Annotated in this window: 21 protein-coding genes and 1 pseudogene; 17 read left to right on the forward strand and 5 right to left on the reverse strand. The window is 65.4% G+C overall.

What is annotated here, in order from left to right:
* Positions 1-10: 10 nt before the first annotated feature.
* Genes lpxB through GWK50_RS07285 form a run of 3 tightly spaced genes read left to right on the forward strand, consistent with a single transcriptional unit; the run spans position 11 to position 2,551 of the window.
* Positions 11-1,177 carry a lipid-A-disaccharide synthase gene (gene lpxB / locus GWK50_RS07275; protein ID WP_162015832.1) on the forward strand — a complete coding sequence of 389 codons (1,167 nt, stop codon included), beginning with the start codon at positions 11-13 and terminating at the stop codon, positions 1,175-1,177.
* The gene (gene rnhB, locus GWK50_RS07280; RefSeq protein ID WP_162015834.1) at positions 1,140-1,778 is read left to right on the forward strand and encodes a ribonuclease HII; all 639 of its coding nucleotides are present in this window, start codon (positions 1,140-1,142) and stop codon (positions 1,776-1,778) included. The genes lpxB and rnhB overlap by 38 nt, the downstream gene beginning before the upstream one ends.
* A complete protein-coding gene (locus GWK50_RS07285) occupies positions 1,775-2,551 on the forward strand; it encodes an RNA methyltransferase (protein ID WP_162015836.1) in 777 nt (258 codons plus the stop codon). Before rnhB ends, GWK50_RS07285 begins: the two co-directional genes overlap by 4 nt.
* Here the strand turns inward: GWK50_RS07285 and GWK50_RS07290 are convergent.
* Positions 2,545-3,360, reverse strand: coding sequence for a hypothetical protein (locus tag GWK50_RS07290; RefSeq protein ID WP_162015837.1), 816 nt, complete (start codon positions 3,358-3,360; stop codon positions 2,545-2,547). The genes GWK50_RS07285 and GWK50_RS07290 overlap by 7 nt on opposite strands.
* 320 nt (positions 3,361-3,680) lie before the next feature.
* Between GWK50_RS07290 and carA the strand changes: the two genes are divergently transcribed.
* The 5 genes from carA (at position 3,681) to GWK50_RS07315 (ending at position 9,626) form a co-directional block, all read left to right on the forward strand.
* On the forward strand, positions 3,681-4,850 hold the full coding sequence (gene carA / locus GWK50_RS07295) for a glutamine-hydrolyzing carbamoyl-phosphate synthase small subunit (RefSeq protein WP_162015839.1): 1,170 nt from the start codon (positions 3,681-3,683) through the stop codon (positions 4,848-4,850).
* A gap of 30 nt (positions 4,851-4,880) precedes the next feature.
* Positions 4,881-5,297: a hypothetical protein gene (locus GWK50_RS07300; protein WP_162015841.1), complete on the forward strand. Its 417-nt coding sequence runs from the start codon at positions 4,881-4,883 to the stop codon at positions 5,295-5,297.
* Positions 5,298-5,308: 11 nt separating this feature from the next.
* On the forward strand, positions 5,309-8,554 hold the full coding sequence (carB, locus tag GWK50_RS07305) for a carbamoyl-phosphate synthase large subunit (RefSeq protein ID WP_162015843.1): 3,246 nt from the start codon (positions 5,309-5,311) through the stop codon (positions 8,552-8,554).
* Positions 8,555-8,714: 160 nt separating this feature from the next.
* Entirely contained in the window at positions 8,715-9,191 is a 477-nt protein-coding gene (gene greA / locus GWK50_RS07310; protein WP_162015844.1) for a transcription elongation factor GreA, read from the forward strand.
* Positions 9,192-9,200: 9 nt separating this feature from the next.
* Complete coding sequence (locus GWK50_RS07315; RefSeq protein ID WP_162015846.1) at positions 9,201-9,626, forward strand: DUF4149 domain-containing protein; 426 nt, start codon at positions 9,201-9,203, stop codon at positions 9,624-9,626.
* Positions 9,627-9,672: 46 nt separating this feature from the next.
* Here the strand turns inward: GWK50_RS07315 and GWK50_RS07320 are convergent, their stop codons facing one another.
* A complete protein-coding gene (locus tag GWK50_RS07320) occupies positions 9,673-10,149 on the reverse strand; it encodes a YhbY family RNA-binding protein (RefSeq protein WP_162015848.1) in 477 nt (158 codons plus the stop codon).
* 86 nt (positions 10,150-10,235) lie between these two features.
* Here GWK50_RS07320 and GWK50_RS07325 point away from each other — a divergent pair, with 86 nt between their 5' ends.
* The 4 genes from GWK50_RS07325 (at position 10,236) to glmM (ending at position 15,219) form a co-directional block, all read left to right on the forward strand.
* Complete coding sequence (locus tag GWK50_RS07325; RefSeq protein ID WP_162015850.1) at positions 10,236-10,907, forward strand: RlmE family RNA methyltransferase; 672 nt, start codon at positions 10,236-10,238, stop codon at positions 10,905-10,907.
* A 135-nt stretch (positions 10,908-11,042) separates the two neighbouring features.
* The gene (ftsH, locus tag GWK50_RS07330; protein WP_162015852.1) at positions 11,043-12,962 is read left to right on the forward strand and encodes an ATP-dependent zinc metalloprotease FtsH; all 1,920 of its coding nucleotides are present in this window, start codon (positions 11,043-11,045) and stop codon (positions 12,960-12,962) included.
* A gap of 62 nt (positions 12,963-13,024) precedes the next feature.
* Complete coding sequence (gene folP / locus GWK50_RS07335) at positions 13,025-13,891, forward strand: dihydropteroate synthase (RefSeq protein WP_162015853.1); 867 nt, start codon at positions 13,025-13,027, stop codon at positions 13,889-13,891.
* Positions 13,888-15,219: a phosphoglucosamine mutase gene (gene glmM, locus GWK50_RS07340; protein WP_162015855.1), complete on the forward strand. Its 1,332-nt coding sequence runs from the start codon at positions 13,888-13,890 to the stop codon at positions 15,217-15,219. The genes folP and glmM overlap by 4 nt, the downstream gene beginning before the upstream one ends.
* Before the next feature lie 6 nt (positions 15,220-15,225).
* On the opposite strand, the gene GWK50_RS07345 is transcribed toward glmM, so the two are convergent.
* Positions 15,226-16,119, reverse strand: a complete 894-nt coding sequence (locus GWK50_RS07345) for an EamA family transporter (RefSeq protein WP_162015857.1) — start codon at positions 16,117-16,119, stop codon at positions 15,226-15,228.
* Between the two features lie 65 nt (positions 16,120-16,184).
* Positions 16,185-16,724: a PadR family transcriptional regulator gene (locus GWK50_RS07350; protein WP_162015859.1), complete on the reverse strand. Its 540-nt coding sequence runs from the start codon at positions 16,722-16,724 to the stop codon at positions 16,185-16,187.
* A gap of 135 nt (positions 16,725-16,859) precedes the next feature.
* On the opposite strand from GWK50_RS07350, the pseudogene GWK50_RS07355 reads away from it, so the two are divergent.
* The 3 genes and pseudogenes from GWK50_RS07355 to GWK50_RS07360 all read left to right on the forward strand — a co-directional run.
* A pseudogene (locus GWK50_RS07355) lies at positions 16,860-18,890 on the forward strand (NADPH-dependent 2,4-dienoyl-CoA reductase); the annotation flags it as partial.
* Positions 18,888-19,367, forward strand: coding sequence for a nuclear transport factor 2 family protein (locus GWK50_RS20085; RefSeq protein WP_347339552.1), 480 nt, complete (start codon positions 18,888-18,890; stop codon positions 19,365-19,367). The pseudogene GWK50_RS07355 and the gene GWK50_RS20085, both read left to right, overlap by 3 nt.
* Before the next feature lie 75 nt (positions 19,368-19,442).
* Complete coding sequence (locus tag GWK50_RS07360) at positions 19,443-20,258, forward strand: crotonase/enoyl-CoA hydratase family protein (protein ID WP_162015862.1); 816 nt, start codon at positions 19,443-19,445, stop codon at positions 20,256-20,258.
* A gap of 38 nt (positions 20,259-20,296) precedes the next feature.
* Here GWK50_RS07360 and GWK50_RS07365 read toward each other — a convergent pair whose 3' ends face one another.
* Positions 20,297-21,196: a LysR family transcriptional regulator ArgP gene (locus GWK50_RS07365; protein ID WP_162015864.1), complete on the reverse strand. Its 900-nt coding sequence runs from the start codon at positions 21,194-21,196 to the stop codon at positions 20,297-20,299.
* An 85-nt stretch (positions 21,197-21,281) separates the two neighbouring features.
* Here GWK50_RS07365 and GWK50_RS07370 point away from each other — a divergent pair, with 85 nt between their 5' ends.
* Positions 21,282-21,935, forward strand: coding sequence for a LysE family transporter (locus GWK50_RS07370; protein ID WP_242455322.1), 654 nt, complete (start codon positions 21,282-21,284; stop codon positions 21,933-21,935).
* Between the two features lie 34 nt (positions 21,936-21,969).
* Positions 21,970-22,590, forward strand: coding sequence for a Crp/Fnr family transcriptional regulator (locus GWK50_RS07375; RefSeq protein ID WP_162015866.1), 621 nt, complete (start codon positions 21,970-21,972; stop codon positions 22,588-22,590).
* The last annotated feature ends 14 nt before the right edge of the window (positions 22,591-22,604 follow it).

Consider the following 22,604-nt stretch of genomic DNA (forward strand, 5'->3'; position numbering starts at 1 on the left):
GGGGGCGTAGATGACGAGCACACCCCGCATCGCGATGGTGGCGGGTGAAACCTCTGGGGACCTGCTGGCCGGGCTGCTGCTCGACGGCCTGCGGGGCCTGTGGCCAGGTTTGCAGGCCTGCGGCATTGGCGGCCCACAGATGGCACGGCGCGGTTTCGAGGCTTGGTGGCCCAGCGAGCGCCTGGCCGTGCACGGCTACAGCATTGAGGTCTTCCGTCGCCTGGCAGGCATCATGGCCATCCGCAGGCAGTTGCGCCAGCGCCTGTTGCAGGACCGCCCCGACGTGTTCATCGGCGTGGATGCACCCGACTTCAACCTGGGCCTGGAGGCCGACCTGCGCGCCGCGGGCACCCGCACCGTGCACTTTGTCTGCCCCTCCATCTGGGCCTGGCGCGCTGAGCGGGTGGAAAAAATCCGCCGTGCTGCCAGCCATGTGCTGTGCATCTTTCCTTTTGAGCCCGAGCTGCTTGCGCGCCATGGCATCCGTGCCACCTATGTGGGCCATCCGCTGGCCGGGGTCATTCCTTTGGTGCCGGACCGCGCTGCTGCCCGCGCCGCGCTGGGCCTGGCGCCAGACGACAGGGTACTGGCCATTTTGCCGGGCAGCCGTTCCGCCGAGGTGCAGTACATCACTCCTAAGTTTTTTGAGGCTGCAGCGCTTGTCCAGCAAGCGCAACCAGCTATCAAAATGATAGTGCCTGCGGTGCCTGCCTTGCAGGCGCGCATCGAGCAGGCGGCCGGTGCGGCGGGCTTGGCGGGCCGTGTGCAGGTGGTCAGTGGCCAATCGCATGCCGTGCTCGCGGCCTGCGATGTGACCCTGATCGCCAGCGGCACGGCCACGCTGGAGGCGGCGCTGTTCAAGCGCCCCATGGTCATTGGCTACCACATGCACCCGCTGAGTTGGCGCCTCATGCGCCGCAAGCAACTGCAGCCCTGGGTGGGCTTGCCCAACATTCTGAGCGGCGATTTCGTCGTGCCCGAGCTGCTGCAGGACGCCGCGACCCCGCAGGCGCTGGCAGCGGCGGTGCTCGACTGGTTCCACGCCCTGGACCACGATGCTGCGCGCATGGCCGCGCTGCACCACCGCTTCACTGCGCTGCACGAAAGCCTGCGGCGCGACACCCCCCAACTAGCTGCCGATGCGATCCAAAAAGTCCTTGCCGACCCCCGTGCCTGAGCAGGCCATGCTTCCCTGGCCCATGCCGCAAGGCCTGGTGGCCGGGGTGGATGAAGCGGGCCGCGGTCCCCTGGCCGGGCCGGTGGTGGCGGCGGCCGTCATTCTGGACGAGCGCCAGCCCATCGCTGGGTTGGCAGACTCCAAAAAGCTCACCGCCCTGCGGCGCGAGCGCCTGTTCGACGAGATCCGTGCCAAGGCGCTGTGTTGCAGCGTGGCCGAGGCCAGCGTGGAAGAGATCGACCGCCTCAACATCCTGCAGGCCACCTTGCTGGCCATGCGCCGTGCTGTGCAGGGGCTGCGGCTCAAGCCGGGGCTGGTGCTGGTCGATGGCAACCGCCTGCCGGTGCTGGACATCCCTGCAGAGGCCATCGTCAAGGGCGATGCGCTGGTGCCTGCCATTTCGGCGGCCTCCATCCTGGCCAAGGTGCACCGCGACCGCTGGTGCGCCGAGGTGCATACGCAGTACCCCGAGTATGGTTTTGATGCCCACAAGGGCTACGGCACCGCCGCACACCTGCAGGCCCTGCGCGCGCATGGCGCCAGCCCGCTGCACCGCCGCTCCTTTGCGCCCGTGGCCCAGCACCTGGAGGCTGCGCCATGAGCTCCGTGCCGGTGACGCTGGTGCAGTCGCGTGACAACGCCTTTGCCAAGGACCTGCGGCGCCTGGCGCAGGACAGCACGGCCTACCGCAAGCAGGGCCGCCTGTGGCTGGAGGGCGACCACCTGTGCCGCGCCGCGCTGGCGCGCGGGCTGCGCCCGGCTGTGGCCGTGTTTTCAGAGTCTTTTTGGCCTCTGGTGCCCACTGAATGGGCGCAATGCGCTACAAAAATCATAGTTCTATCTGATGCGCTGTTTGCCGACATCAGCGCACTGGAGTCCCCCGCCGCCATGGGCTATGTGCTGGAGCTGCCCGCACCCCAGCCCCCCGATCCGCAGATGGCCAGCGTGGTGCTGGACCGGGTGCAGGACGCGGGCAACGTCGGCTCCATCCTGCGCAGTGCGGCCGCCTTTGGCTTTGGGCAGGTACTGGCGCTCAAGGGCAGCGCCGCGCTGTGGTCGCCCAAGGTGCTGCGCGCGGGCATGGGGGCGCACTTTGGCCTGCGCCTGCATGAAGGCCTGGCGGTGGAGGATCTGCAGGCACTGCGCGTGCCCCTGCTCGTCACCCATGTGCACGGGGGCGATTATCTGCACCAGGCCGCGCTGCCCTGGCCCTGCGCCTGGGTGTTGGGGCATGAGGGCCAGGGCGTGTCCGACGCGCTGCTGGCGCGGGCACAGCAGCGCATCCGCATCGCGCAGCCGGGGGGCGAGGAGTCGCTCAACGTGGCGGCGGCGGCGGCCATCTGCCTGCACGCCAGCGGTGTTGGTTCCTACTGATTGCGCAGGAACTGGTGCACGAAGTCACCCTGGTTGGGCGCATCTTTCTCGGTGGTGAAGACGATGCGCTGGTTTTCCACGCGCAGCTTCAGTTGGGGGCCGAACTGGCACTGCACCTGGCCCAGGCTGGCTGCGGTAGCCTTGAAGGCGGGCGTGTTCTGGCACAGGCGTTCCATTTGCGCGGCCACTTCGCCGCAGAAGCTGGAGATGCTCAGGGTCTGCATTGTTTCATCGTTGATGGCGGCCCATTCCACCGATGTCTGGACGGTGGTGCCGCAGGCAGCGCTGGCCTCCTTGTCCATTTGCGCCAGTTCCGCGCGGTAGCTTTCCTGCCGCTTGGGTCGGTCAAAGCGCGCCAGCTTGTCTTGCAGGCCTTGCTTGCGCTGCTGCTCATAGCGGGTGAGCAACTCACCAGCTTTGAAGTCCTTGCTCTTGTCGGCCTGGAAGGCCAGGGGCACACCGTCGCGCTGACCTGGCAGGTAGGCAGCGAAATGCTCTGCGTCGCTGTAGGCGGAGGCCTGCCGGTGCAGCAGCGCATGGGAGCGTCCATCGAGTTGCAGCGTGTACACCTCGCGTGAGCGCCCCTGGGGCTGCGACTCGGTCAGGAACACCACCTGATCGATCGGATGATTGATGCCGCTGACACGCAGCAGCGCCTGTTTGCCGTCGGCACTGGGGGCCAGTACCAGCTCAATGCCCTGTGGGCCGGAGAAGACCTTGGGGTACTTGGCCAGCTCCAGGGCCTGCGCGGCCATGGAGGTGAGGCAGCAGGTCAGTGTGAGGACAAGTGCGGAGGCGATAGTACGCATGGTCGAGGTGTGTGCAATGTAGGGAGAGGCCGGGAAGTCTAGGGGCGAGGCACCGCTCGGTATGGCCTGGAACACCTGCTTACGTAACCAGTTGAAAGCCCTTCGGGCCGTCCCAGAGAGGGTGCACCGGTGATGCTGCGCTGCGGCAATGTCAGCAGATCAGGGCGGTCTGCGGGTACAATCAGGGGCTTTCCTCGCAACAGCGTCGCCCGGCCGCATCCAAAGCAACAACCTATCCGAAAGCAGCCTTCCAGCCACAGGTGCCACTGGTGCCGCAGGCTGCGCAGGCACCGGGCGACCGTAACCAACCGGAGAACCCAGTGCTTTTGTCTCTACAGGGACGTTTCCCTCCCGCCATCCTGGCGCTCGCAGACGGCACGGTCTTTATCGGCAATTCGATCGGTGCCGCCGGCACCACCGTCGGCGAAGTGGTGTTCAACACCTCGATGTCCGGCTACCAGGAAATCCTCACCGACCCCAGCTACTGCCAGCAGCTCGTGACGCTCACGTACCCGCACATCGGCAACTATGGCGTCAACCCCGAGGACATCGAAGCCGACAAGGTCCATGCCGCGGGCCTGATCATCAAGGATCTGCCGCTGCTGGCCAGCAACTTTCGCCTGAGCGAGACGCTCTCGTCCTACCTCGTGCGTGAGGGCACGGTGGCCATTGCCGACATCGACACGCGCAAGCTCACGCGCATTCTGCGCACCCATGGTGCACAGAACGGCGCCATCGTGGGCCTGCCTGCAGGCACCTCGGTGACCCAGGCGCACATCGACGCCGCAGTGGCGGCCGCCAAGGCAGCCCCATCGATGGCTGGGCTGGACCTGGCCAAGGTGGTGACCACGCCCAAGGCCTACGAGTGGACGCAGACCGAATGGCAACTGGGCCAGGGTTACGGCACGCAGGAGGCGCCGCGCTTCCATGTGGTGGCCTACGACTTCGGTGTCAAGAAAAACATCCTGCGCATGCTGGCCGAGCGTGGCTGCCGCGTGACCGTGGTGCCCGCGCAGACCAGCGCTGCCGATGTGCTGGCGCTGAACCCTGACGGAGTGTTCCTCTCCAACGGCCCTGGCGACCCGCAGCCCTGCGACTACGCCATTGCCGCCACGCGCACGCTCATCGACAGCGGCATTCCGATGTTCGGCATCTGTCTGGGCCACCAGATCATGGCGCTGGCGTCTGGTGCGCGCACCTACAAGATGGCCCATGGCCACCATGGCGCCAACCACCCCGTCAAGGACCTGGATTCGGGGCGCGTTTCCATCACCAGCCAGAACCATGGTTTTGCGGTGGATCTGGAATCGCTGCCGGCCTGCCTGCGCGCCACGCACGTGAGCCTGTTCGACGGTACGCTGCAAGGCCTGGTGCGTACCGACAAGCCTGCGTTCTGCTTCCAGGGCCACCCTGAAGCCTCGCCCGGCCCGCACGACATTGGTTACTTGTTCGACCGCTTCACGCAGGCCATGCGTGTGGCCAAGAACTGAACGCAGCCCTCACCATCACCGCCCGGCGCCATGAAACTCTTCAGCTTCCCCCTGGCCTCGCTCGAAAAGGCGATCCACAAGCGCGTGCTCACCTTGCCATCCCCACACAAGGAATGGTTTGCCGAGCGTTGGCAGCAAAAGCCCTACAAGAAAGCCTTTGTGGAAAACAAGGCCATGCCTCTGGTCACGTTGGTGGCCAAGGGCAAGAACTGGGACGACGCGACCTTTTTTGAGGCGCTGCAGGAGTGGGACGTCGCCTTCTATGAGGCCGAGGCCGAAGTGCTGCGTCCCCTCGTGCAGGGCGACGGGCTTTTGCAACTGATGCAGAAAAACCTGCCCGCCGAGCGCGTGCAAGCGCTGCTGACCAAGCTGGAAACACGCCGCGCGGCGCCCGTGGCCACTGCCCCTGATGCTGCCCCGGCGGCAGCCAGCACCGCGACCGACTGAACCGACACACCATGCCAAAACGCACAGACATCAAAAGCATCCTCATCATCGGCGCCGGCCCGATCATCATCGGCCAGGCCTGCGAGTTCGACTACTCGGGCGTGCAGGCCTGCAAGGCGCTGCGCGAGGAGGGCTACAAGGTCATCCTGATCAACAGCAACCCCGCGACGATCATGACCGATCCGGCCACGGCCGACGTCACCTACATCGAGCCCATCACCTGGCAGACGGTCGAGAAGATCATCGCCAAGGAGCGCCCCGACGCCATCCTGCCCACCATGGGCGGCCAGACCGCGCTGAACTGCGCGCTGGACCTGTGGCGCAACGGCGTGCTGCACAAGTACAAGGTCGAGCTGATCGGCGCCACGCCCGAGGCCATCGACAAGGCCGAGGACCGCCTGAAGTTCAAGGATGCGATGACCCGCATCGGCCTGGGCTCGGCGCGCTCGGGCATCGCCCACAGCATGGACGAGGCCTGGGCCGTGCAGAAGAACGTGGGCTTCCCCACCGTCATCCGCCCCAGCTTCACGCTGGGCGGCACGGGCGGCGGCATCGCCTACAACCCGGAAGAGTTCGAGACCATCTGCAAGCGCGGCCTGGAAGCCTCGCCCACCAATGAGCTGCTGATCGAAGAATCGCTGCTCGGCTGGAAGGAGTACGAGATGGAAGTGGTCCGCGACAAGGCGGACAACTGCATCATCATCTGCTCCATCGAGAACCTCGACCCCATGGGCGTGCACACGGGCGACTCCATCACCGTGGCCCCGGCACAGACGCTGACCGACAAGGAATACCAGATCATGCGCAACGCCAGCCTGGCGGTGCTGCGCGAGATCGGCGTGGACACGGGCGGCTCCAACGTGCAGTTCTCGGTGAACCCGAAGGACGGCCGCATGATCGTCATCGAGATGAACCCGCGCGTGTCGCGTTCCTCGGCGCTGGCTTCCAAGGCCACGGGCTTCCCCATCGCCAAGGTGGCGGCCAAGCTGGCCGTGGGCTACACGCTCGACGAGCTGCGCAACGAAATCACGGGTGGCGTCACGCCTGCGTCGTTCGAGCCTTCCATCGATTACGTGGTGACCAAGATCCCGCGCTTCGCGTTCGAGAAATTCCCCACGGCCGATTCGCGCCTGACCACGCAGATGAAGAGCGTGGGCGAGGTCATGGCCATGGGCCGCACCTTCCAGGAATCGTTCCAGAAGGCCCTGCGCGGCCTGGAAGTGGGCGTGGACGGCATGAACGAAAAGACCCAGGACCGCGAGGTGCTGGAGAAGGAACTGGGCGAGCCCGGTCCCGAGCGCATCTGGTACGTGGGTGATGCCTTCGCCATGGGCCTGTCAGTGGACGAGGTGTACGACCTCACCAAGATCGACAAGTGGTTCCTGGTGCAGATCGAGGAGATCGTGAAGATCGAACTCGACCTGGACAAGCTCGCCGCCGAGAAGGGCGAGGGCGCGCTGGCCGCGCTGGACGCCGATACCCTGCGCGCGCTCAAGAAGAAGGGCTTCTCCGACCGCCGCCTGGCCAAGCTGCTCAAGACCACGGAACAGGCCGTGCGCGACCAGCGCCGCGCCCTCAACGTGCGTCCGGTCTACAAGCGCGTGGACACCTGCGCGGCCGAGTTCGCCACCAACACGGCCTACATGTACTCGACCTACGAGGACGAGTGCGAGGCCGCGCCCACCGACAAGAAGAAGATCATGGTGCTCGGCGGTGGACCCAACCGCATCGGCCAGGGCATCGAGTTCGACTACTGCTGCGTGCACGCCGCGCTCGCCATGCGCGAGGACGGCTACGAGACCATCATGGTCAACTGCAACCCCGAGACCGTGTCCACCGACTACGACACCTCGGACCGCCTGTACTTCGAGCCCGTCACGCTGGAAGACGTGCTGGAGATCGTGGACAAGGAAAAGCCCGCCGGTGTGATCGTGCAATACGGCGGCCAGACGCCTTTGAAGCTGGCGCTGGGCCTGGAGGCTGCTGGCGTGCCCATCATCGGCACCACGCCCGACATGATCGACGCAGCCGAAGACCGCGAGCGTTTCCAGAAGCTGCTGGGCGACCTGGGCCTGCGCCAGCCGCCCAACGCCACGGCGCGCACCGAACCCGAGGCGCTCGAGAAAGCGGCTGCCCTGGGCTACCCGCTGGTGGTGCGCCCCAGCTACGTGCTGGGTGGCCGCGCCATGGAAATCGTGCACGAGCAGCGCGACCTGGAGCGCTACATGCGCGAGGCCGTGAAGGTGAGCAACGACTCGCCCGTGCTGCTCGACCGCTTCCTCTCCAACGCCATCGAGTGCGACGTGGACTGCGTGCGCGACAGCTCCGGTGCCGTGTTCATTGGCGGCGTGATGGAGCACATCGAGCAGGCCGGCGTGCACTCGGGCGACTCCGCCTGCTCGCTGCCGCCGTACTACCTCAAGGCCGAGACCGTGGCCGAGATCAAGCGCCAGACCACCGCCATGGCCCACGGCCTGAACGTGGTGGGCCTGATGAACGTGCAGTTCGCCATCCAGGAGGCCGACGGCAAGGACATCATCTATGTGCTTGAAGTGAACCCGCGTGCCTCGCGCACGGTGCCCTTCGTCAGCAAGGCCACGGGCATCCAGCTCGCCAAGGTGGCCGCGCGCTGCATGGCCGGCCAGACACTGGCCGCGCAGGGCATCACCAAGGAAGTGACACCGCCGTACTTCAGCGTGAAGGAGGCTGTGTTCCCGTTCGTGAAGTTCCCCGGTGTGGACACCATCCTCGGCCCCGAGATGAAGTCCACCGGCGAAGTGATGGGCGTGGGCAAGACCTTCGGCGAAGCCTTCGTCAAGAGCCAGCTCGGCGCCGGTACCAAGCTGCCGACCTCGGGCAAGGTGTTCCTGACCGTGAAGAACGCCGACAAGCCGCGCGCCGTGGACATCGCGCGCCAGCTCGTCGCGCTGGGCTTTGAACTGGTCGCCACCAAGGGCACGGCCGCCGCCATCGAAGCGGCCGGCGTGCCGGTCAAGGTGGTGAACAAGGTGACCGAAGGCCGCCCGCACATCGTGGACATGATCAAGAACGACGAGATCGTCATGGTCATCAACACGGTGGAAGAGCGCCGCAACGCCATTGCCGACTCGCGTGCCATCCGCACAAGCTCGCTGCTGGCGCGCGTGACCACCTTCACCACCATCTTCGGCGCCGAGGCGGCCGTGGAAGGCATGCAGCACATGAACCAGCTCGACGTCATTTCCGTGCAGGAGATGCATGCCCAGCTGGCGGCTTGAAGCTGCCGTAATCACGGCATAATTGCGCCCTGAACCAACACCGCCGCGCGGCAACGTGCGGCGGTTTGCTTTTGGGTGCGGCCTACGGGGTATCCGGGGTCTGCACCGCCAGGGGCCGCGACAGGCGCGCCCATTCCCTTTGTTGATGGAGACAGACCGAATGGCCACCATTCCAATTACCAAGCGCGGTGCCGAGAAGCTCAAGACCGAGCTGCACCGCCTCAAGACCGTGGATCGCCCGGCGGTGATTGCCGCCATTGCCGAAGCCCGTGCCCAGGGTGACCTGAGCGAAAACGCCGAGTACGAAGCTGCCAAGGACCGCCAGGGCTTCATTGAAGGCCGCATCCAGGAAATCGAGGGCAAGCTCTCGGCGGCGCAAATCATCGACCCTTCCGCGGTGGATGCCGCCGGTCGCGTGGTCTTCGGGGCCACGGTCGAGCTGGAAGACGAAGATTCGGGCGACGCCGTGACTTACCAGATCGTGGGCGAGGACGAGGCCGATCTCAAGCAGGGGTTGATCAACATCTCCAGCCCCATCGCCCGTGCCCTGATCGGCAAGGAGGAGGGCGATACCGCTGAGGTGCAGGCCCCCGGTGGCGTGCGCCGCTACGAGATTGTCGGCGTCAGCTACGTCTGACCCCATCCCATGCGTGAACGCCTTCCCGCCTTGGTGGCGGCCCTGTGGTGGGGCAGTCTGTCGAGCATCGGCTTTCTTGCCGTGCCGCTGCTGTTTGCGCACCTGCCCACACCCGCCATGGCGGGCACCCTGGCTGCCAAGCTGTTTGCGGCGCAGACCTGGGTGTCGGTGGTCTGCTGCATGGGACTCTTGCTGATCTCTAGGCCAAAAATGGCTGTGACGCCCTATCCATGGGCGCGAGCAGCTATGCTTTTTATAGTGGGTGGTTTGTTGCTGGCGCTGGTGGTGCAGTATGGCGTGTCGCCGCGCATCGTGGCACGCCAGGACCTGAAGTTTTGGCACGGCCTGGGCACCTTGCTGTACACCTTGCAGTGGGCGTGTGCCCTGGTCACCCTGTGGCATACGCTGCGAAAGTCGCAGCCACCGCAGGATTGAGAACCCTGTTGCCCGCGTGTGAATCCACGCGGGCGCTTGTGACGTTTCAGTCGGCCTGGCGCTTCTTCACCGAGGTGGGTTTGCGCTTCTTGGCGCGTTTGATCTGGCCACCGGGCGTCAAACGTTGGTTGCCCAGCACGCGCAGCATCTTGATTTCGGGACGTTGCCCGCCGCGCTGGCTGTTCTTGACCACCTTCACGGTCTTGGGGCCGGGCATGCGGTCTTCGTCGATGGCGCGCTCCTTGACGGGCTGGGGGCGCCACAGCACCAGCAGCTTGCCAATGTGTTGTACCGGCGCGGCATTCAATTCGGCGGCGAGTTGCTGGTACATCAGTTCGCGTTCGGCGCGCTCGCCAGCCAGCACGCGGATCTTGATCAGGCCGTGTGCGTTGAGGGCGGCGTCCACTTCCTTGCGCACGCCATCGGTCAAGCCGTCGGCGCCGATGTGCACAACGGGGTCCAGATGGTGCGCTTGTGCGCGTTGTTCTCGGCGCTCGGCCGGGGTAAGTTCAATTTGGGGCATGGGCGTATTATCCGCGCCCTGCGGACAAGTTCTAAGTCGCCCCTCGGCCGGGCGGATGGCATGGTGTCCAGCGAGAATCCAGGATCATGAAAGTCAAAACCCAGAGCAAAAAAGTCAACAAGGCGTGGCTCAACGACCATGTGAACGACCCCTGGGTCAAGCTGGCCCAGAAAGAGGGCTACCGTGCACGCGCTGCCTACAAGCTCAAGGAGATCGACGAGCAGTTTGGCCTCATCCGTCCGGGTGCCACCGTGGTGGATCTGGGTTGCACACCAGGCGCCTGGAGCCAGTACGTGCGCAGGCGCCTGTCGCCCGATGGGGCGGCTTCGGGGGCGCTCAATGGCGCCATCATTGGGCTGGACATCCTGCCCATGGAGCCGATCGAGGGCGTTGCCTACCTGCAGGGGGATTTCCGCGAAGCCGAGGTGCTGGCGCAACTCGAAGGCTTGCTGCAAGGGCGGGCCGTGGATGTGGTGGTGTCGGACATGGCGCCCAATCTCTCGGGCATTGCCTCGACAGACGCCACGCGCATTGCCCACCTGGTGGAACTGGCGGTGGACTTTGCGTGCGCGCACCTCAAGCCCGAAGGGGCGCTGGTGACCAAGCTGTTCCATGGCAGCGGCTATGAGGCGCTGGTGCAGTTGTTCCGCAGCCGTTTCAAGGTGGTCAAGCCGGTCAAGCCCAAGGCCTCGCGCGATAAATCCTCCGAAACCTTTTTGGTGGGCATCGGTCTGAAAGAGGGTGCCCGGGCTGTGTAAACCCGGCCGAGCGCGAAAAAAAACCGCGCTTTTGCCATGGATGACCCTCCAAGGCAAGGGGGTCTTGGGTTGAAACGCCTAAAATCGCAACCATCTGGTGCCTGACACCGTTTGCCACTCTCACTGGAGCCGCGCTTGAACAATCAGTGGTTTTCTAAAGTCGCCGTATGGCTGGTCATCGCCATGGTGCTGTTCACCGTGTTCAAACAGTTTGACACGCGTGCGGTGGGCGCTGCCGGTCACATGGGCTATTCCGAGTTTCTGGAAGAGGTGCGCAACAACCGCATCAAGAGCGCAACCATCCAGGAGGGGCAGGGCGGCACCGAGATCGTGGCCATCACCCAGGATGATCGCCGCATCCGCACCACGGCCACCTACCTCGACCGGGGCTTGGTGGGCGATCTGATCAACAACAACGTCAAGTTCGACGTCAAGCCGCGCGAGGAAGGCTCGCTGCTCATGACCCTGCTCGTGAGCTGGGGCCCCATGCTGCTGCTGATCGGCGTGTGGGTCTATTTCATGCGCCAGATGCAGGGTGGCGGCAAGGGCGGTGCCTTCAGCTTTGGCAAGAGCAAGGCGCGCATGCTCGACGAGAACAACAACAGCGTCACCTTCGCCGACGTGGCCGGCTGCGACGAGGCCAAGGAAGAAGTCAAGGAGGTCGTGGACTTCCTGAAGGACCCAGGCAAGTTCCAGAAGCTCGGTGGTCGCATTCCGCGCGGCCTGTTGCTGGTCGGCCCTCCGGGCACCGGCAAGACGCTGCTGGCCAAGTCCATCGCGGGCGAAGCCAAGGTGCCTTTCTTCAGCATTTCGGGTTCTGACTTTGTGGAAATGTTCGTTGGCGTGGGCGCAGCCCGCGTGCGCGACATGTTCGAGAACGCCAAGAAGAACGCCCCCTGCATCATCTTCATCGACGAAATCGACGCCGTGGGTCGCCAGCGTGGCGCCGGCCTGGGCGGTGGTAACGATGAGCGCGAGCAGACGCTGAACCAGATGCTCGTCGAGATGGATGGTTTCGAGACCAACCTCGGCGTGATCGTCGTGGCTGCCACCAACCGTCCCGACATCCTGGATGCGGCCCTGCTGCGCCCAGGCCGCTTTGACCGCCAGGTCTATGTCACGCTGCCCGACATCCGCGGACGTGAGCAGATCCTTGGTGTGCACATGCGCAAGATTCCAGTCGGCCAGGACGTGAACCCTGCCGTCATTGCGCGCGGAACGCCGGGCATGAGCGGTGCCGACCTGGCCAACCTGTGCAACGAAGCCGCGCTGATGGCCGCACGCCGCAACGCGCGCGTGGTCGAGATGCAGGACTTCGAGAAGGCCAAGGACAAGATCATCATGGGCCCCGAGCGCAAGAGCATGGTCATGCCCGAGGAAGAGCGCCGCAACACGGCCTACCACGAGGCAGGCCACGCACTCATCGGCAAGCTGTTGCCCAAGTGCGACCCGGTGCACAAGGTCACCATCATCCCGCGCGGTCGTGCGCTGGGCGTGACCATGAGCCTGCCCGAGAAGGACCGCTACTCCTATGACAAGGAGTACATGCTGAACCAGATTGCCATGCTGTTCGGCGGCCGCATTGCCGAGGAAGTGTTCATGCACCAGATGACCACGGGCGCGAGCAACGACTTCGAGCGCGCCACGCACATCGCGCGCGACATGGTCATGCGCTACGGCATGAGCGAGGCCCTGGGCCCCATGGTCTACGCCGAGAACGAAGGCGAAGTGTTCCTGGGCCGCTCGGTGACCAAGACCACCAACATCTCGGAAGAGACCATGCAGAAGGTCGATGCCGAGGTGCGTCGCATCATCGACGAGCAGTACGCGCTGGCGCGCCGCCTGATCGAAGAGCACGCCGACAAAATGCACGCCATGGCCAAGGCCATGCTCGAATGGGAAACCATCGACAGCGAGCAGCTCGATGACATCATGGCGGGCAAGCCACCGCGTCCGCCCAAGGACTGGACGCCGCGCACCCCGTCTTCTGGCGGTGACAATCCAGGGGGCGGTACCCCTGCCGTGGCCAAGGATCCTTCGCCTACGGCCGCGTGACTCCCACGCAACCAGCATCACCAAACGGGGCCGAGGCCCCGTTTTGTGGTTTTGAGCACCCCATGAGCCCGATCTGGCAAACCACACGCTTCGCCATCGATCTGCGACGCCCGCAGGTCATGGGCATTGTCAATGCCACGCCCGATTCGTTTTCCGATGGTGGGCAGCATGCCGATACCGCCGCTGCACTGCGTCACTGCGAGCAGCTGCTGCGCGAGGGCGCCGACATCCTGGACATTGGCGGTGAATCCACGCGACCCGGCAGTCCCGCCGTCCCGCTGGAGCAGGAGCGCGAGCGTGTGATCCCCATCCTTCGCGAAGCCGTGCGCCTGGGCGTGCCGGTCTCGGTCGATACCTACAAGCCCCAGCTCATGCAGGAGGCGCTGGACCTGGGCGCCGACATCATCAATGACATCTGGGCCCTGCGCCAGCCGGGCGCTGCGCAGGCGGTCGCTGCACACCCCCGCTGCGGTGTGTGTTTGATGCATATGCACCGTGATCCGCAGACCATGCAGGTGCAGCCCATGCAGGGTGATGTGGTGCCTCAGGTGCTATTGTTTTTACAGCAGCAGGCGTTTTATATGCAAGCGCTGGGTGTTGATAGGCACCGTATTGTTTTGGATCCTGGCATCGGCTTCGGTAAGACGGTGGAACAGAATTTTGCGCTGCTGGCACGCCAAGCAGAGCTGTTGACCAGCGGCCACGCGTGGCTGGCAGGTTGGTCGCGCAAATCTTCGCTCGGCGCAGTCACGGGCCTGCCCGTGGAGCAGCGCCTGCACGCCAGCGTGGCAGCCGCCGTGCTGGCTGTCGAGCGCGGTGCCCGCATCGTGCGCGTGCACGACGTGGCCGCCACCGTGCAGGCCCTGGCTGTCTGGCGGGCCATGCAGGCCGCGCAGGCCACAACAACATCCACAGAGGGAACCCCATGACACGCAAGTACTTTGGCACCGATGGCATCCGTGGCACCGTGGGGCAGCCGCCCATCACGCCGGATTTTGTGTTGCGCCTGGCCCACGCCGTGGGCCGTGTGCTGCGCCAGACCGAGGATCGCCCCACGGTGCTGATCGGCAAGGACACGCGCATTTCGGGCTACATGCTGGAGTCGGCGCTGGAATCGGGCTTCAACTCGGCCGGGGTGGACGTGGTGCTGCTCGGGCCCTTGCCCACACCAGGGGTGGCCTACCTCACCCGGGCCCAGCGCGCCAGCCTGGGGGTGGTCATCTCTGCCAGCCACAACCCGTTTGCGGACAACGGCATCAAGTTCTTCAGTGCCCAGGGCAGCAAGCTGCCCGATGCGTGGGAGCTGGCAGTGGAAGCAGCCCTCGAAGAGGCTCCGGTGTGGGTGGATTCGGCCTCCCTGGGCAAGGCCCGCAGGCTGGACGATGCGGCTGGGCGTTACATCGAATTTTGCAAAAGCACTTTTGCCGGCGACCTCACGCTCAAGGGCATGCGCATCGTGGTGGATGCGGCGCATGGTGCGGCCTACCAGATCGCGCCCAAGGTGTTCCATGAGCTGGGCGCCGATGTGGTGTCCATTGGCTGTGCACCCGACGGCCTCAACATCAACCATGAGGTGGGTGCCACGCACCCCGATGCCCTGGTGCGTGCCGTGCGCGCCAACCATGCCGATGTCGGCATTGCCCTGGATGGCGATGCCGACCGGCTGCAAATGGTGGACGGTGCCGGGCGCCTGTACAACGGCGACGAGCTGCTCTACCTGCTGGCCCGTGACCGCATGGGGCGCGACGAGCTCGTGCCCGGCGTGGTGGGCACGCAAATGACCAACATGGCCATCGAACTGGCGCTGCGCGAGCGGGGCGTCAAGCTGGTGCGTGCCAAGGTCGGCGACCGCTATGTGCTGGAAGAACTGACACGCCACGGCTGGCTGCTGGGCGGCGAGGGCTCGGGCCACCTGCTGGCGCTGGACAAGCACACCACGGGCGACGGACTCATCAGCGCCTTGCAGGTGCTGCAGAGCTGCGTGCGCAACGACCAAACCATGGCGGAACTGCTGGAGGGCGTGCAACTCTTTCCGCAGGTGCTGCTCAACGTGCGCCTGCAGCCGGGGCAGGACTGGCGCGCCAACACGCGCCTGGCACAGGAAACGGCAGCGGTCGAGGCCGAGCTGGGTGACGGCGGCCGAGTGCTCATCCGTGCCAGTGGCACCGAGCCGCTGTTGCGCGTGATGGTGGAGGCACGCGATGCCGCACAGGCCAGCGCCTGCGCTGAACGACTGGCCCAGGCCGCAAAAGGGTAAGCGCGCTCAGACGCGCTGCAGCACCCAGCGCCGCAGGTGCGGCCACAGCAGGTTGAGCGCCAGACCGCCCATCACCAGTGCGGCGGCCAGCAGCTTCCAGCCCGGCAGCGATTCGCCCAGCCAGAAGGCCGAAGCGCCCATGCCGAACACCGGCACCAGCAGCGCCATGGGCGTGACCGTGGCGGCCGGATAGCGGGCCAGCAGCCAGCCCCAGGCGGCGTAGCCGAACAGGCTGTTGCCCACGGCCTGCCACGCGACGGCGGCCCAGGCGGCGGCGTCGGCATGTTCCAGGGCGGTGCGCACCGGCGTCCAGCCTTCCTGCCACAGCGTGAGCACCACCAGCGGCGGCACGGCAAAGGCGCTGGACCAGACCACGTAGGCCAGCATGTTCACACGTCCGGCCTGGCGCGAAACAATGTTGCCGCCCGCCCAGGACAAGGCGGCCAAGAGCATCAGCACCAGACCCAGCGGGGTGGCGCTGCCGTCGGTGTGCAGCAGGATCACGCCAATGCCGCCGGCGGCCAGTGCCAGTGACACACCCTGTACCGGGTGTGCCCGCTCGCCCGAGAGCCACATTGCCAGCCCGATGGTGAAGAACACCTGCGTTTGCACCACCAGCGAGGCCAGGCCCGGCGAGATGTGGCCATTCATGGCAATGAACATCAGCCCGAACTGCCCCACGCCGATCAACAGCCCGTAGGCCGCCAGATTGCGCCAAGGCACTGCTGGCCGCGCCACCAGAAAGATGGCAGGCAGGATGACCGCCACAAAGCGCAGGGTGGCAAACAGCAGCGGCGGCATTTGTGCCAGGGCCAGCTTGATGACCGCGAAATTGGTGCCCCAGACGGCAACCACACCCAGTCCCAACAGAAAGTGGCGCAGTGAAAGCGAAGGGTGCATGGTGGTGGTGGCGTGGGTGCGCGCAGCGAGGGCTGTCTGCGCGGCAGAGCCCAGAGTCTGACAGATCAGCCCGCCGATTGCAGCAAGCGCAGCATTTCGGCCCCCCAGGCCAGTTCCCCTTGCTCGTACAGAATGCCTTTTCTCAGGATCATGTGCTGAATGGCCTGCGCGCGCGACAGCGGCTTGCCCGGTGCAAAGTCCCGTGCCTCGATCTTCAGGTACTGCGCCAGGCGCTCCTGGTGCAGTGCCAGGTGGCGCTGGAGTTCGGGGACCAGATCGACCTCGCCCAGCACGGCATCGGCGCGCAGCTTCACGGTGAAGGCGTCACGCAGGTCCATGGGCTCCGTGCTCTCCTGGGCCCAGCGTGCCAACTCGGCGCGGCCTGCGCCCAACACGCGGTAGTGCTTCTTGCGCGTCTTGCCTGCGTCGGGCGGCACAAAGCCTTCGATCCAGCCTGCCGCTTCCATGCGTGCCAGCTCGCGGTAGATCTGCTGGTGCGTGGCGTGCCAGAAGTAGCCAATGGACTTGTCGAACCGCCGCGCCAGGTCGTAGCCCGAGGTGGACTTTTCCAACAGTGAAGTGAGGACTGCGTGCGGTAAAGACATGCGGTTCAGTCTAGCCGGGAGAACCCTGCTATGCAACCAGTTGCATAAAAATAAGAACGACCGTACACTTTTGTGCAACTGGTTGCATAGCGCGCCATTTCCCCCCTCCAGCCAACCTTTCTTGAAGGAACCGCCATGACCGCATCTGCCACGCCATTTCCCCACCTGCTTGCGCCGCTTGACCTGGGCTTCACCACGCTCAAGAACCGCGTGCTCATGGGCTCCATGCACGTGGGGCTGGAAGAGGCGCCCAATGGCTTCGAGCGCATGGCCGCCTTCTATGCCGAGCGTGCGCGCGGCGGTGTGGGCCTGATCGTGACCGGTGGCATTGCCCCCAACGACCGCGCCCGCCCCATGCCCGGTGGCGCAGCCATGACGAGCCAGCACGAGGCCGACAAGCACAAGGTGGTGACCCAGGCGGTGCACGATGCAGGCGGCAAGATCTGCATGCAGATCCTGCACTTTGGCCGCTATGCCTACCACCCCGAGCTGGTGGCGCCCAGCGCCCTCAAGGCGCCCATCAGCCCGTTCCGCCCCCATGCGCTGACCACCGAAGAGGTCAAGCAGACCGTGGAGGACTACGCCAACGCTGCCGTGCTGGCGCAAAGCGCAGGCTACGACGGCGTGGAGATCATGGGCTCCGAGGGCTACCTCATCAACGAATTCATCGCCGCGCAGACCAACCAGCGCGACGACGAATACGGTGGCAGTTACGAGAACCGCATCCGCTTTGCACTGGAGATCGTGCGCCGCACGCGCGAGCGTGTGGGCCAGAACTTCATCATCATCTTCCGCCTGTCGATGCTCGACCTGGTGGAAGGCGGCTCCACGCAAGAGGAAGTGGTGCAACTGGCCCAGGCCCTCGAAGCCGCAGGCGTCACCATCCTGAACACCGGCATTGGCTGGCACGAGGCGCGCATCCCAACAATAGCCACCAAGGTGCCGCGCGCGGCCTTTGCCTGGGTGACGCAGCAGCTCAAGGGCAAGGTGGGCATTCCGCTGGTGGCCACCAACCGCATCAACACGCCCGAAGTGGCCGAAGAGGTGCTCGCCAACGGCCAGGCCGACATGGTCAGCATGGCGCGCCCCTTCCTGGCCGACCCGGAGTTTGTGAACAAGGCCGCTGCAGGTCGCTCGCAGGACATCAACACCTGCATTGGCTGCAATCAGGCATGCCTGGACCACACCTTTGGCGGCAAGATCACCTCCTGCCTGGTCAACCCCCGTGCCTGCCACGAAACCATTCTGGTCCCCCTGCCGCTGCCCAAGAAGGAGCGCGTGGCCGTGGTGGGCGCAGGCCCGGCCGGTCTGGCCTTTGCCACCGAAGCCGCCCAGCGCGGGCTGGAGGTGACCCTGTTTGACGCGGCCAGCGAAATCGGCGGCCAGTTCAACGTGGCCAAGCAGGTGCCGGGCAAGGAAGAGTTCTACGAGACGCTGCGTTACTTCGGCGAGCGGCTCCAGCAGACCGGCGTGAGCGTGAAGCTGGGCCAGCGCGTCAGTGCCGACGAATTGGTGCAAGCCGGATTCAAGCAGGTGGTGCTGGCCACGGGCATCAGCCCGCGCCTGCCCGAGATCGAAGGCGTCCACCACCCCAAGGTGCTGGGCTACCTCGACGTGCTGCGCGACAAGAAACCGGTGGGCAAGACCGTGGCCGTGATCGGCGCGGGCGGCATTGGGTTTGACGTGAGCGAATACCTGCTGCACGAGGGCACCAGCCCCAGCCTGGACAAGGCCAAGTTCTTTGCCGAGTGGGGGGTGGATACCACCGGCAGCGCGCGCGGTGGCCTCAAGCCCGCCCATATCGGCGACATCCCACGCAAGATCTACCTGCTGCAGCGCAAGACCAGCAAGGTGGGCGACGGCCTGGGCAAGACCACCGGCTGGATCCACCGCACGGGCCTGAAGAACCGTGGCGTGGAAATGATCCCTGGCGTGCAGTACCGCAAGATTGACGATGCAGGCCTGCACATCACGGTGGACAACAAGGATATGACCCTGCCCGTGGACAACATCATCGTCTGCGCCGGTCAAGACCCCAACCGCGAGCTGCAGGCTGCATTGGAAGCGAAAGGCGTGCGCGTGCACCTGATCGGCGGCGCCGACAAGGCGGCCGAGCTGGATGCCAAGCGTGCCATCAAGCAAGGCACCGAGCTGGCGCTGCGCATGGACCTGAGCCCGGCACCCGCCGCCGCGCAGGCTGCACCCGGCGCAAGCCACCAGGCCCCGGCCGCCGTGCAGGCCAGCCTCAAAGCCTGGCACGCCATGGTGGCCGCGGGCGACCTGAGTGAGTTGCCCAGCATCCTGCACAAGAAGGCCGTGTTCCGCTCGCCCATGGCGCACACCCCGTACCCCAGCGCGCAGGCAGTGCAGGTCATCCTGGGCACGGTGGTCAAGGTGTTTGAAGACTTCACCTACCACCGCACCTACACCAGCGAAGATGGCATGAGCGCCATCCTGGAGTTCTCTGCCAAGGTCAATGGCAAGGAGCTCAAGGGCATCGACCAGATCCGCTTCGACGAAGAAGGCAAGATCGTGGACTTTGAAGTCATGGTGCGCCCCATGAGCGGCCTGCAGGCCCTGGGCGACGAAATGGCCCAGCGCCTGGCACCCTACATTGCCATGATGAAGGGCGCCAAGGCGTGATTTGCTATTAAATTGATAGCTGCTTGCGCTTATCCATCAAGCGCTTGCGGCCAAAAATACCTACAAGGAGCTTCCATGCCGACCTTTGAGACCCTTGCCGTCACGCTGCAAGACCACATCGCCACCATCCGCCTGAACCGCCCGGACAAGGCCAACGCCATGAACGCCACCATGTGGCAGGAAATCCGCCAGGCCTTTGACTGGGTGGACGCCACGCCCGAGGCCCGCGTGGCCGTGCTGCAGGCCGAGGGCAAGTACTTCACCGCCGGTATCGACCTGCAGATGATGATGGGCCTGTCTGCCCACATCGCCGACGACTGCGAAGGCCGCATGCGCGAAAAGCTGCGCCGCCTCATCCTCGATCTGCAAGACACCCTCACCAGCCTGGAGCGCTGCCGCAAGCCAGTGCTTGCCGCCATCCACGGTGGTTGCATCGGTGGCGGCATCGACCTCATCACCTGCGCCGACATGCGCTATTGCAGCGAGGACGCCAGCTTCTCCATCAAGGAAATCGACATCGGCATGGTGGCCGACGTGGGCACCTTGCAGCGCCTGCCCAAGCTCATCGGCCAAGGCATCACGCGCGAACTGGCTTACACCGGGCGCATCTTTGGCGCCGAAGAAGCGCAGCGCATCGGCCTGGTCAACCGCGTGTTCCACACGCGTGAGGCCTTGTACGCCGGGGTGCAGCAGATCGCCGCCACCATCGCCGCCAAGTCGCCGCTGTCCGTCCGCGGCACCAAGGAAATGCTCAACTACGCCCGCGACCACAGCGTGGCCGACAGCCTGAACTACATCGCCACCTGGAACGCGGCCATGCTGCAAAGCAAGGACCTGATGGAAGCCATGACAGCCAACATGGCCAAGAAAGCGCCGGAGTTCAAGGACTGACGATTTCCAGAAGGCCGAGCCGACATGGCAGATGCCCGCTAACGCACCAACTCTGCCCCCGCTGCCTGCTGCACGCAGCGTCCCAGCCGCTCCAGCGCTGGCAAGGGCAGGTTGGCGCATTGCCAGTACAGCGGCACATCCAGGTGCTGGCCGGGCAGCAGTTCCACCAGGCGACCGCTGCGCAGGTGTTCATGCACCATGTGCCATGGGTTCATGCCCCAGCCAATACCACCGAGGCAGGCGTCCACAAAGGCCTGGGTGGAGGGCAGGCGGTGGGCGAACAGCGGGACTTGCTTGCGTACGGCACGGCGCACCCAGCGGTCCTGCAGGCGATCGTTGCGGTCAAACACCAGGCTGGGCGCCTGGGCCAGTGCGGCCGGCGTCACTCCTTGCGCAAACCAGCGCTGCACATAGGCGGGCGAGGCGGTGGCCAGGTAGCGCAGGCCGCCCAGCTTGCGGCTGCGGCAGCCCTGGATGGGTTGTGCCAGCGAGGTCACCGCGCCCAGCACATGGCCCCGGCGCAGCCAGTCACCGGTGTGGTCCTGGTCGTCCACGGCCACGTCCACCAGGGTGTCGTCTTCGGCGCTGAAAGCCTGCAGCGCGGCAATGAACCAGGTGGCCAGGCTGTCGGCGTTGATGGCGATGCGTACCGTGGTGCGTGCCAGGTGGGGCTGTGCATCGCTCACCCAGGGCAGGTCGCGCCGCAGCTCGTCTTCCAGCAGCGCCACCGTATGTGCATGGCGGCACAGTCGCGCGCCCAGTTCGGTGGGGATGCAGGGTTGGCCGCGTACCACCAGCACGGCGCCGGCCCGGTCTTCCAGCAGACGGATGCGTTGCGACACGGCCGATGGCGTTACGTGCAGCAGGCGCGCGGCACGCTCAAAGCTGCCTTCGCGTGCCACGATGGCCAGGGTGGTGAGCAGGGTGGGGTCGAGCATGCGGCTGATTCAACGTTAGCAATACTGAATTCAGATTAGCAGAATTTGCTGGTAGGTGGCATGGTGCTTCGCCATACTGCGCACCATGTTCTCTTCCTCTGCGGTTTTGGATGTCTCTGCCATGGTGCCGGTGTTTGTGGCGGGATTGGTGCTGACGCTCTCGCTCATCGCGGCCATCGGGGCGCAGAACACCTATGTGCTGCGCCAGGGCCTGCGACGTGAGCATGTGGCCTTGGTGGTGCTGGTGTGTGTTGCGCTCGATGCCGCGCTCATGGCGCTGGGCATCAGTGGGTTGGCGGCGTTCTTGGTGCGCAGCCCAGTGCTGTTGCGCGCAGTGGCGTGCTTGGGTGCCGCAGCCTTGGCCTGGTATGCCTGGCAGGCCTTGGGTCGCGCGTTGCAGCCCCAGGCCCTGCAGGCGCAGGCCCAAGGCCAGCGGCAGGCGCCACGGCAGGTGCTTGCCCAGGTACTGGGCATCAGTCTGCTCAACCCCCATGTGTACCTGGATACGGTGCTGCTGATTGGCGCCATGGGGGCGCAGCAGCCTGCGGGGGCACAAGGCATCTTTTGGCTCGGGGCCACCAGTGCCAGCGCGCTATGGTTTCTGGGGCTGGGTTTTGGTGCGCGCTGGCTGGCGCCCGTATTTGCAAGGCCCCAGGCATGGCGCGTGCTGGACTTGTCGGTGGCCGTGATGATGGGCTGGCTGGCCTGGGGATTGCTGCGGCAGGGTTGGAGTGGGTAGCGGGGGTTTGGGTCTCGCGCGACAATCACGCGCCGTGAACCACAACCCCTCTGCCCAGACGCCGGCAGTGGGCTGCACCTTGTGCCAGCCCAGCGCCTTGCAACAGTTGCTGCAATCCCATGCACAGGCCAGCGCCCAGTGGATGGCGCTGCCCCGCCTTGCGTTGGATGGCGGGCAGGTGTTGTTGCGGGCGGGAGAGAGGGTGGAGCAGTGCTGGTGGGTGGAGCGCGGTCTTTTGCGCAGCTACTACCTGGATGCTCAGGGCAGGGAGAGCAACCGGGCCTTCCATTGCGAGGGCGACTGGGTGGGGCATGGTGTGCCGCCGGTGCCGGCAGTCAGCGAACACCATGTCGAAGCCCTGGAGCCGAGTGTGGTGGTGGCGTTGCCTTACGCCGTGCTGCGCAGCTTGTTGCAGGACCACCCGGCATTGGAGCCTCTGCTGCACGAGGCCCACAACAGCCTGTTTGCTGCACAGGCACGGCGCGAGGCCAGCCTGTTGGGCCACAGCCCTGCAGAGCGCTACCAGGCCTTTCGCGCAAGCCATGCCCACTTGGAGGGGCGCTTGCCCTTGCACCATGTGGCCCGCTATCTTGGCGTGACCAACGTGTCCCTCTCTCGCATTCGGGCTCGGTTGGGGCTGTCAGGCAAGGGCTGACAGGACAGCACCGT

Origin of the sequence: Acidovorax sp. 210-6, from assembly GCF_010020825.1 — a bacterium.
GTDB lineage: Bacteria > Pseudomonadota > Gammaproteobacteria > Burkholderiales > Burkholderiaceae_C > Simplicispira > Simplicispira sedimenti.

Excerpts from the sequence above, each read along its gene's own strand:
- lpxB (WP_162015832.1), top strand. The coding sequence starts at position 11 with ATGACGAGCACACCCCGCATCGCGATGGTGGCGGGTGAAACCTCTGGG.
- rnhB (WP_162015834.1), top strand. The coding sequence starts at position 1,140 with ATGCGATCCAAAAAGTCCTTGCCGACCCCCGTGCCTGAGCAGGCCATG.
- GWK50_RS07285 (WP_162015836.1), top strand. The coding sequence starts at position 1,775 with ATGAGCTCCGTGCCGGTGACGCTGGTGCAGTCGCGTGACAACGCCTTT.
- GWK50_RS07290 (WP_162015837.1), bottom strand. The coding sequence starts at position 3,360 with ATGCGTACTATCGCCTCCGCACTTGTCCTCACACTGACCTGCTGCCTC.
- GWK50_RS07300 (WP_162015841.1), top strand. The coding sequence starts at position 4,881 with ATGAAACTCTTCAGCTTCCCCCTGGCCTCGCTCGAAAAGGCGATCCAC.
- carB (WP_162015843.1), top strand. The coding sequence starts at position 5,309 with ATGCCAAAACGCACAGACATCAAAAGCATCCTCATCATCGGCGCCGGC.
- greA (WP_162015844.1), top strand. The coding sequence starts at position 8,715 with ATGGCCACCATTCCAATTACCAAGCGCGGTGCCGAGAAGCTCAAGACC.
- GWK50_RS07315 (WP_162015846.1), top strand. The coding sequence starts at position 9,201 with ATGCGTGAACGCCTTCCCGCCTTGGTGGCGGCCCTGTGGTGGGGCAGT.
- GWK50_RS07320 (WP_162015848.1), bottom strand. The coding sequence starts at position 10,149 with ATGCCCCAAATTGAACTTACCCCGGCCGAGCGCCGAGAACAACGCGCA.
- GWK50_RS07325 (WP_162015850.1), top strand. The coding sequence starts at position 10,236 with ATGAAAGTCAAAACCCAGAGCAAAAAAGTCAACAAGGCGTGGCTCAAC.
- folP (WP_162015853.1), top strand. The coding sequence starts at position 13,025 with ATGAGCCCGATCTGGCAAACCACACGCTTCGCCATCGATCTGCGACGC.
- glmM (WP_162015855.1), top strand. The coding sequence starts at position 13,888 with ATGACACGCAAGTACTTTGGCACCGATGGCATCCGTGGCACCGTGGGG.
- GWK50_RS07345 (WP_162015857.1), bottom strand. The coding sequence starts at position 16,119 with ATGCACCCTTCGCTTTCACTGCGCCACTTTCTGTTGGGACTGGGTGTG.
- GWK50_RS07350 (WP_162015859.1), bottom strand. The coding sequence starts at position 16,724 with ATGTCTTTACCGCACGCAGTCCTCACTTCACTGTTGGAAAAGTCCACC.
- GWK50_RS20085 (WP_347339552.1), top strand. The coding sequence starts at position 18,888 with ATGGACCTGAGCCCGGCACCCGCCGCCGCGCAGGCTGCACCCGGCGCA.
- GWK50_RS07360 (WP_162015862.1), top strand. The coding sequence starts at position 19,443 with ATGCCGACCTTTGAGACCCTTGCCGTCACGCTGCAAGACCACATCGCC.
- GWK50_RS07365 (WP_162015864.1), bottom strand. The coding sequence starts at position 21,196 with ATGCTCGACCCCACCCTGCTCACCACCCTGGCCATCGTGGCACGCGAA.
- GWK50_RS07370 (WP_242455322.1), top strand. The coding sequence starts at position 21,282 with ATGTTCTCTTCCTCTGCGGTTTTGGATGTCTCTGCCATGGTGCCGGTG.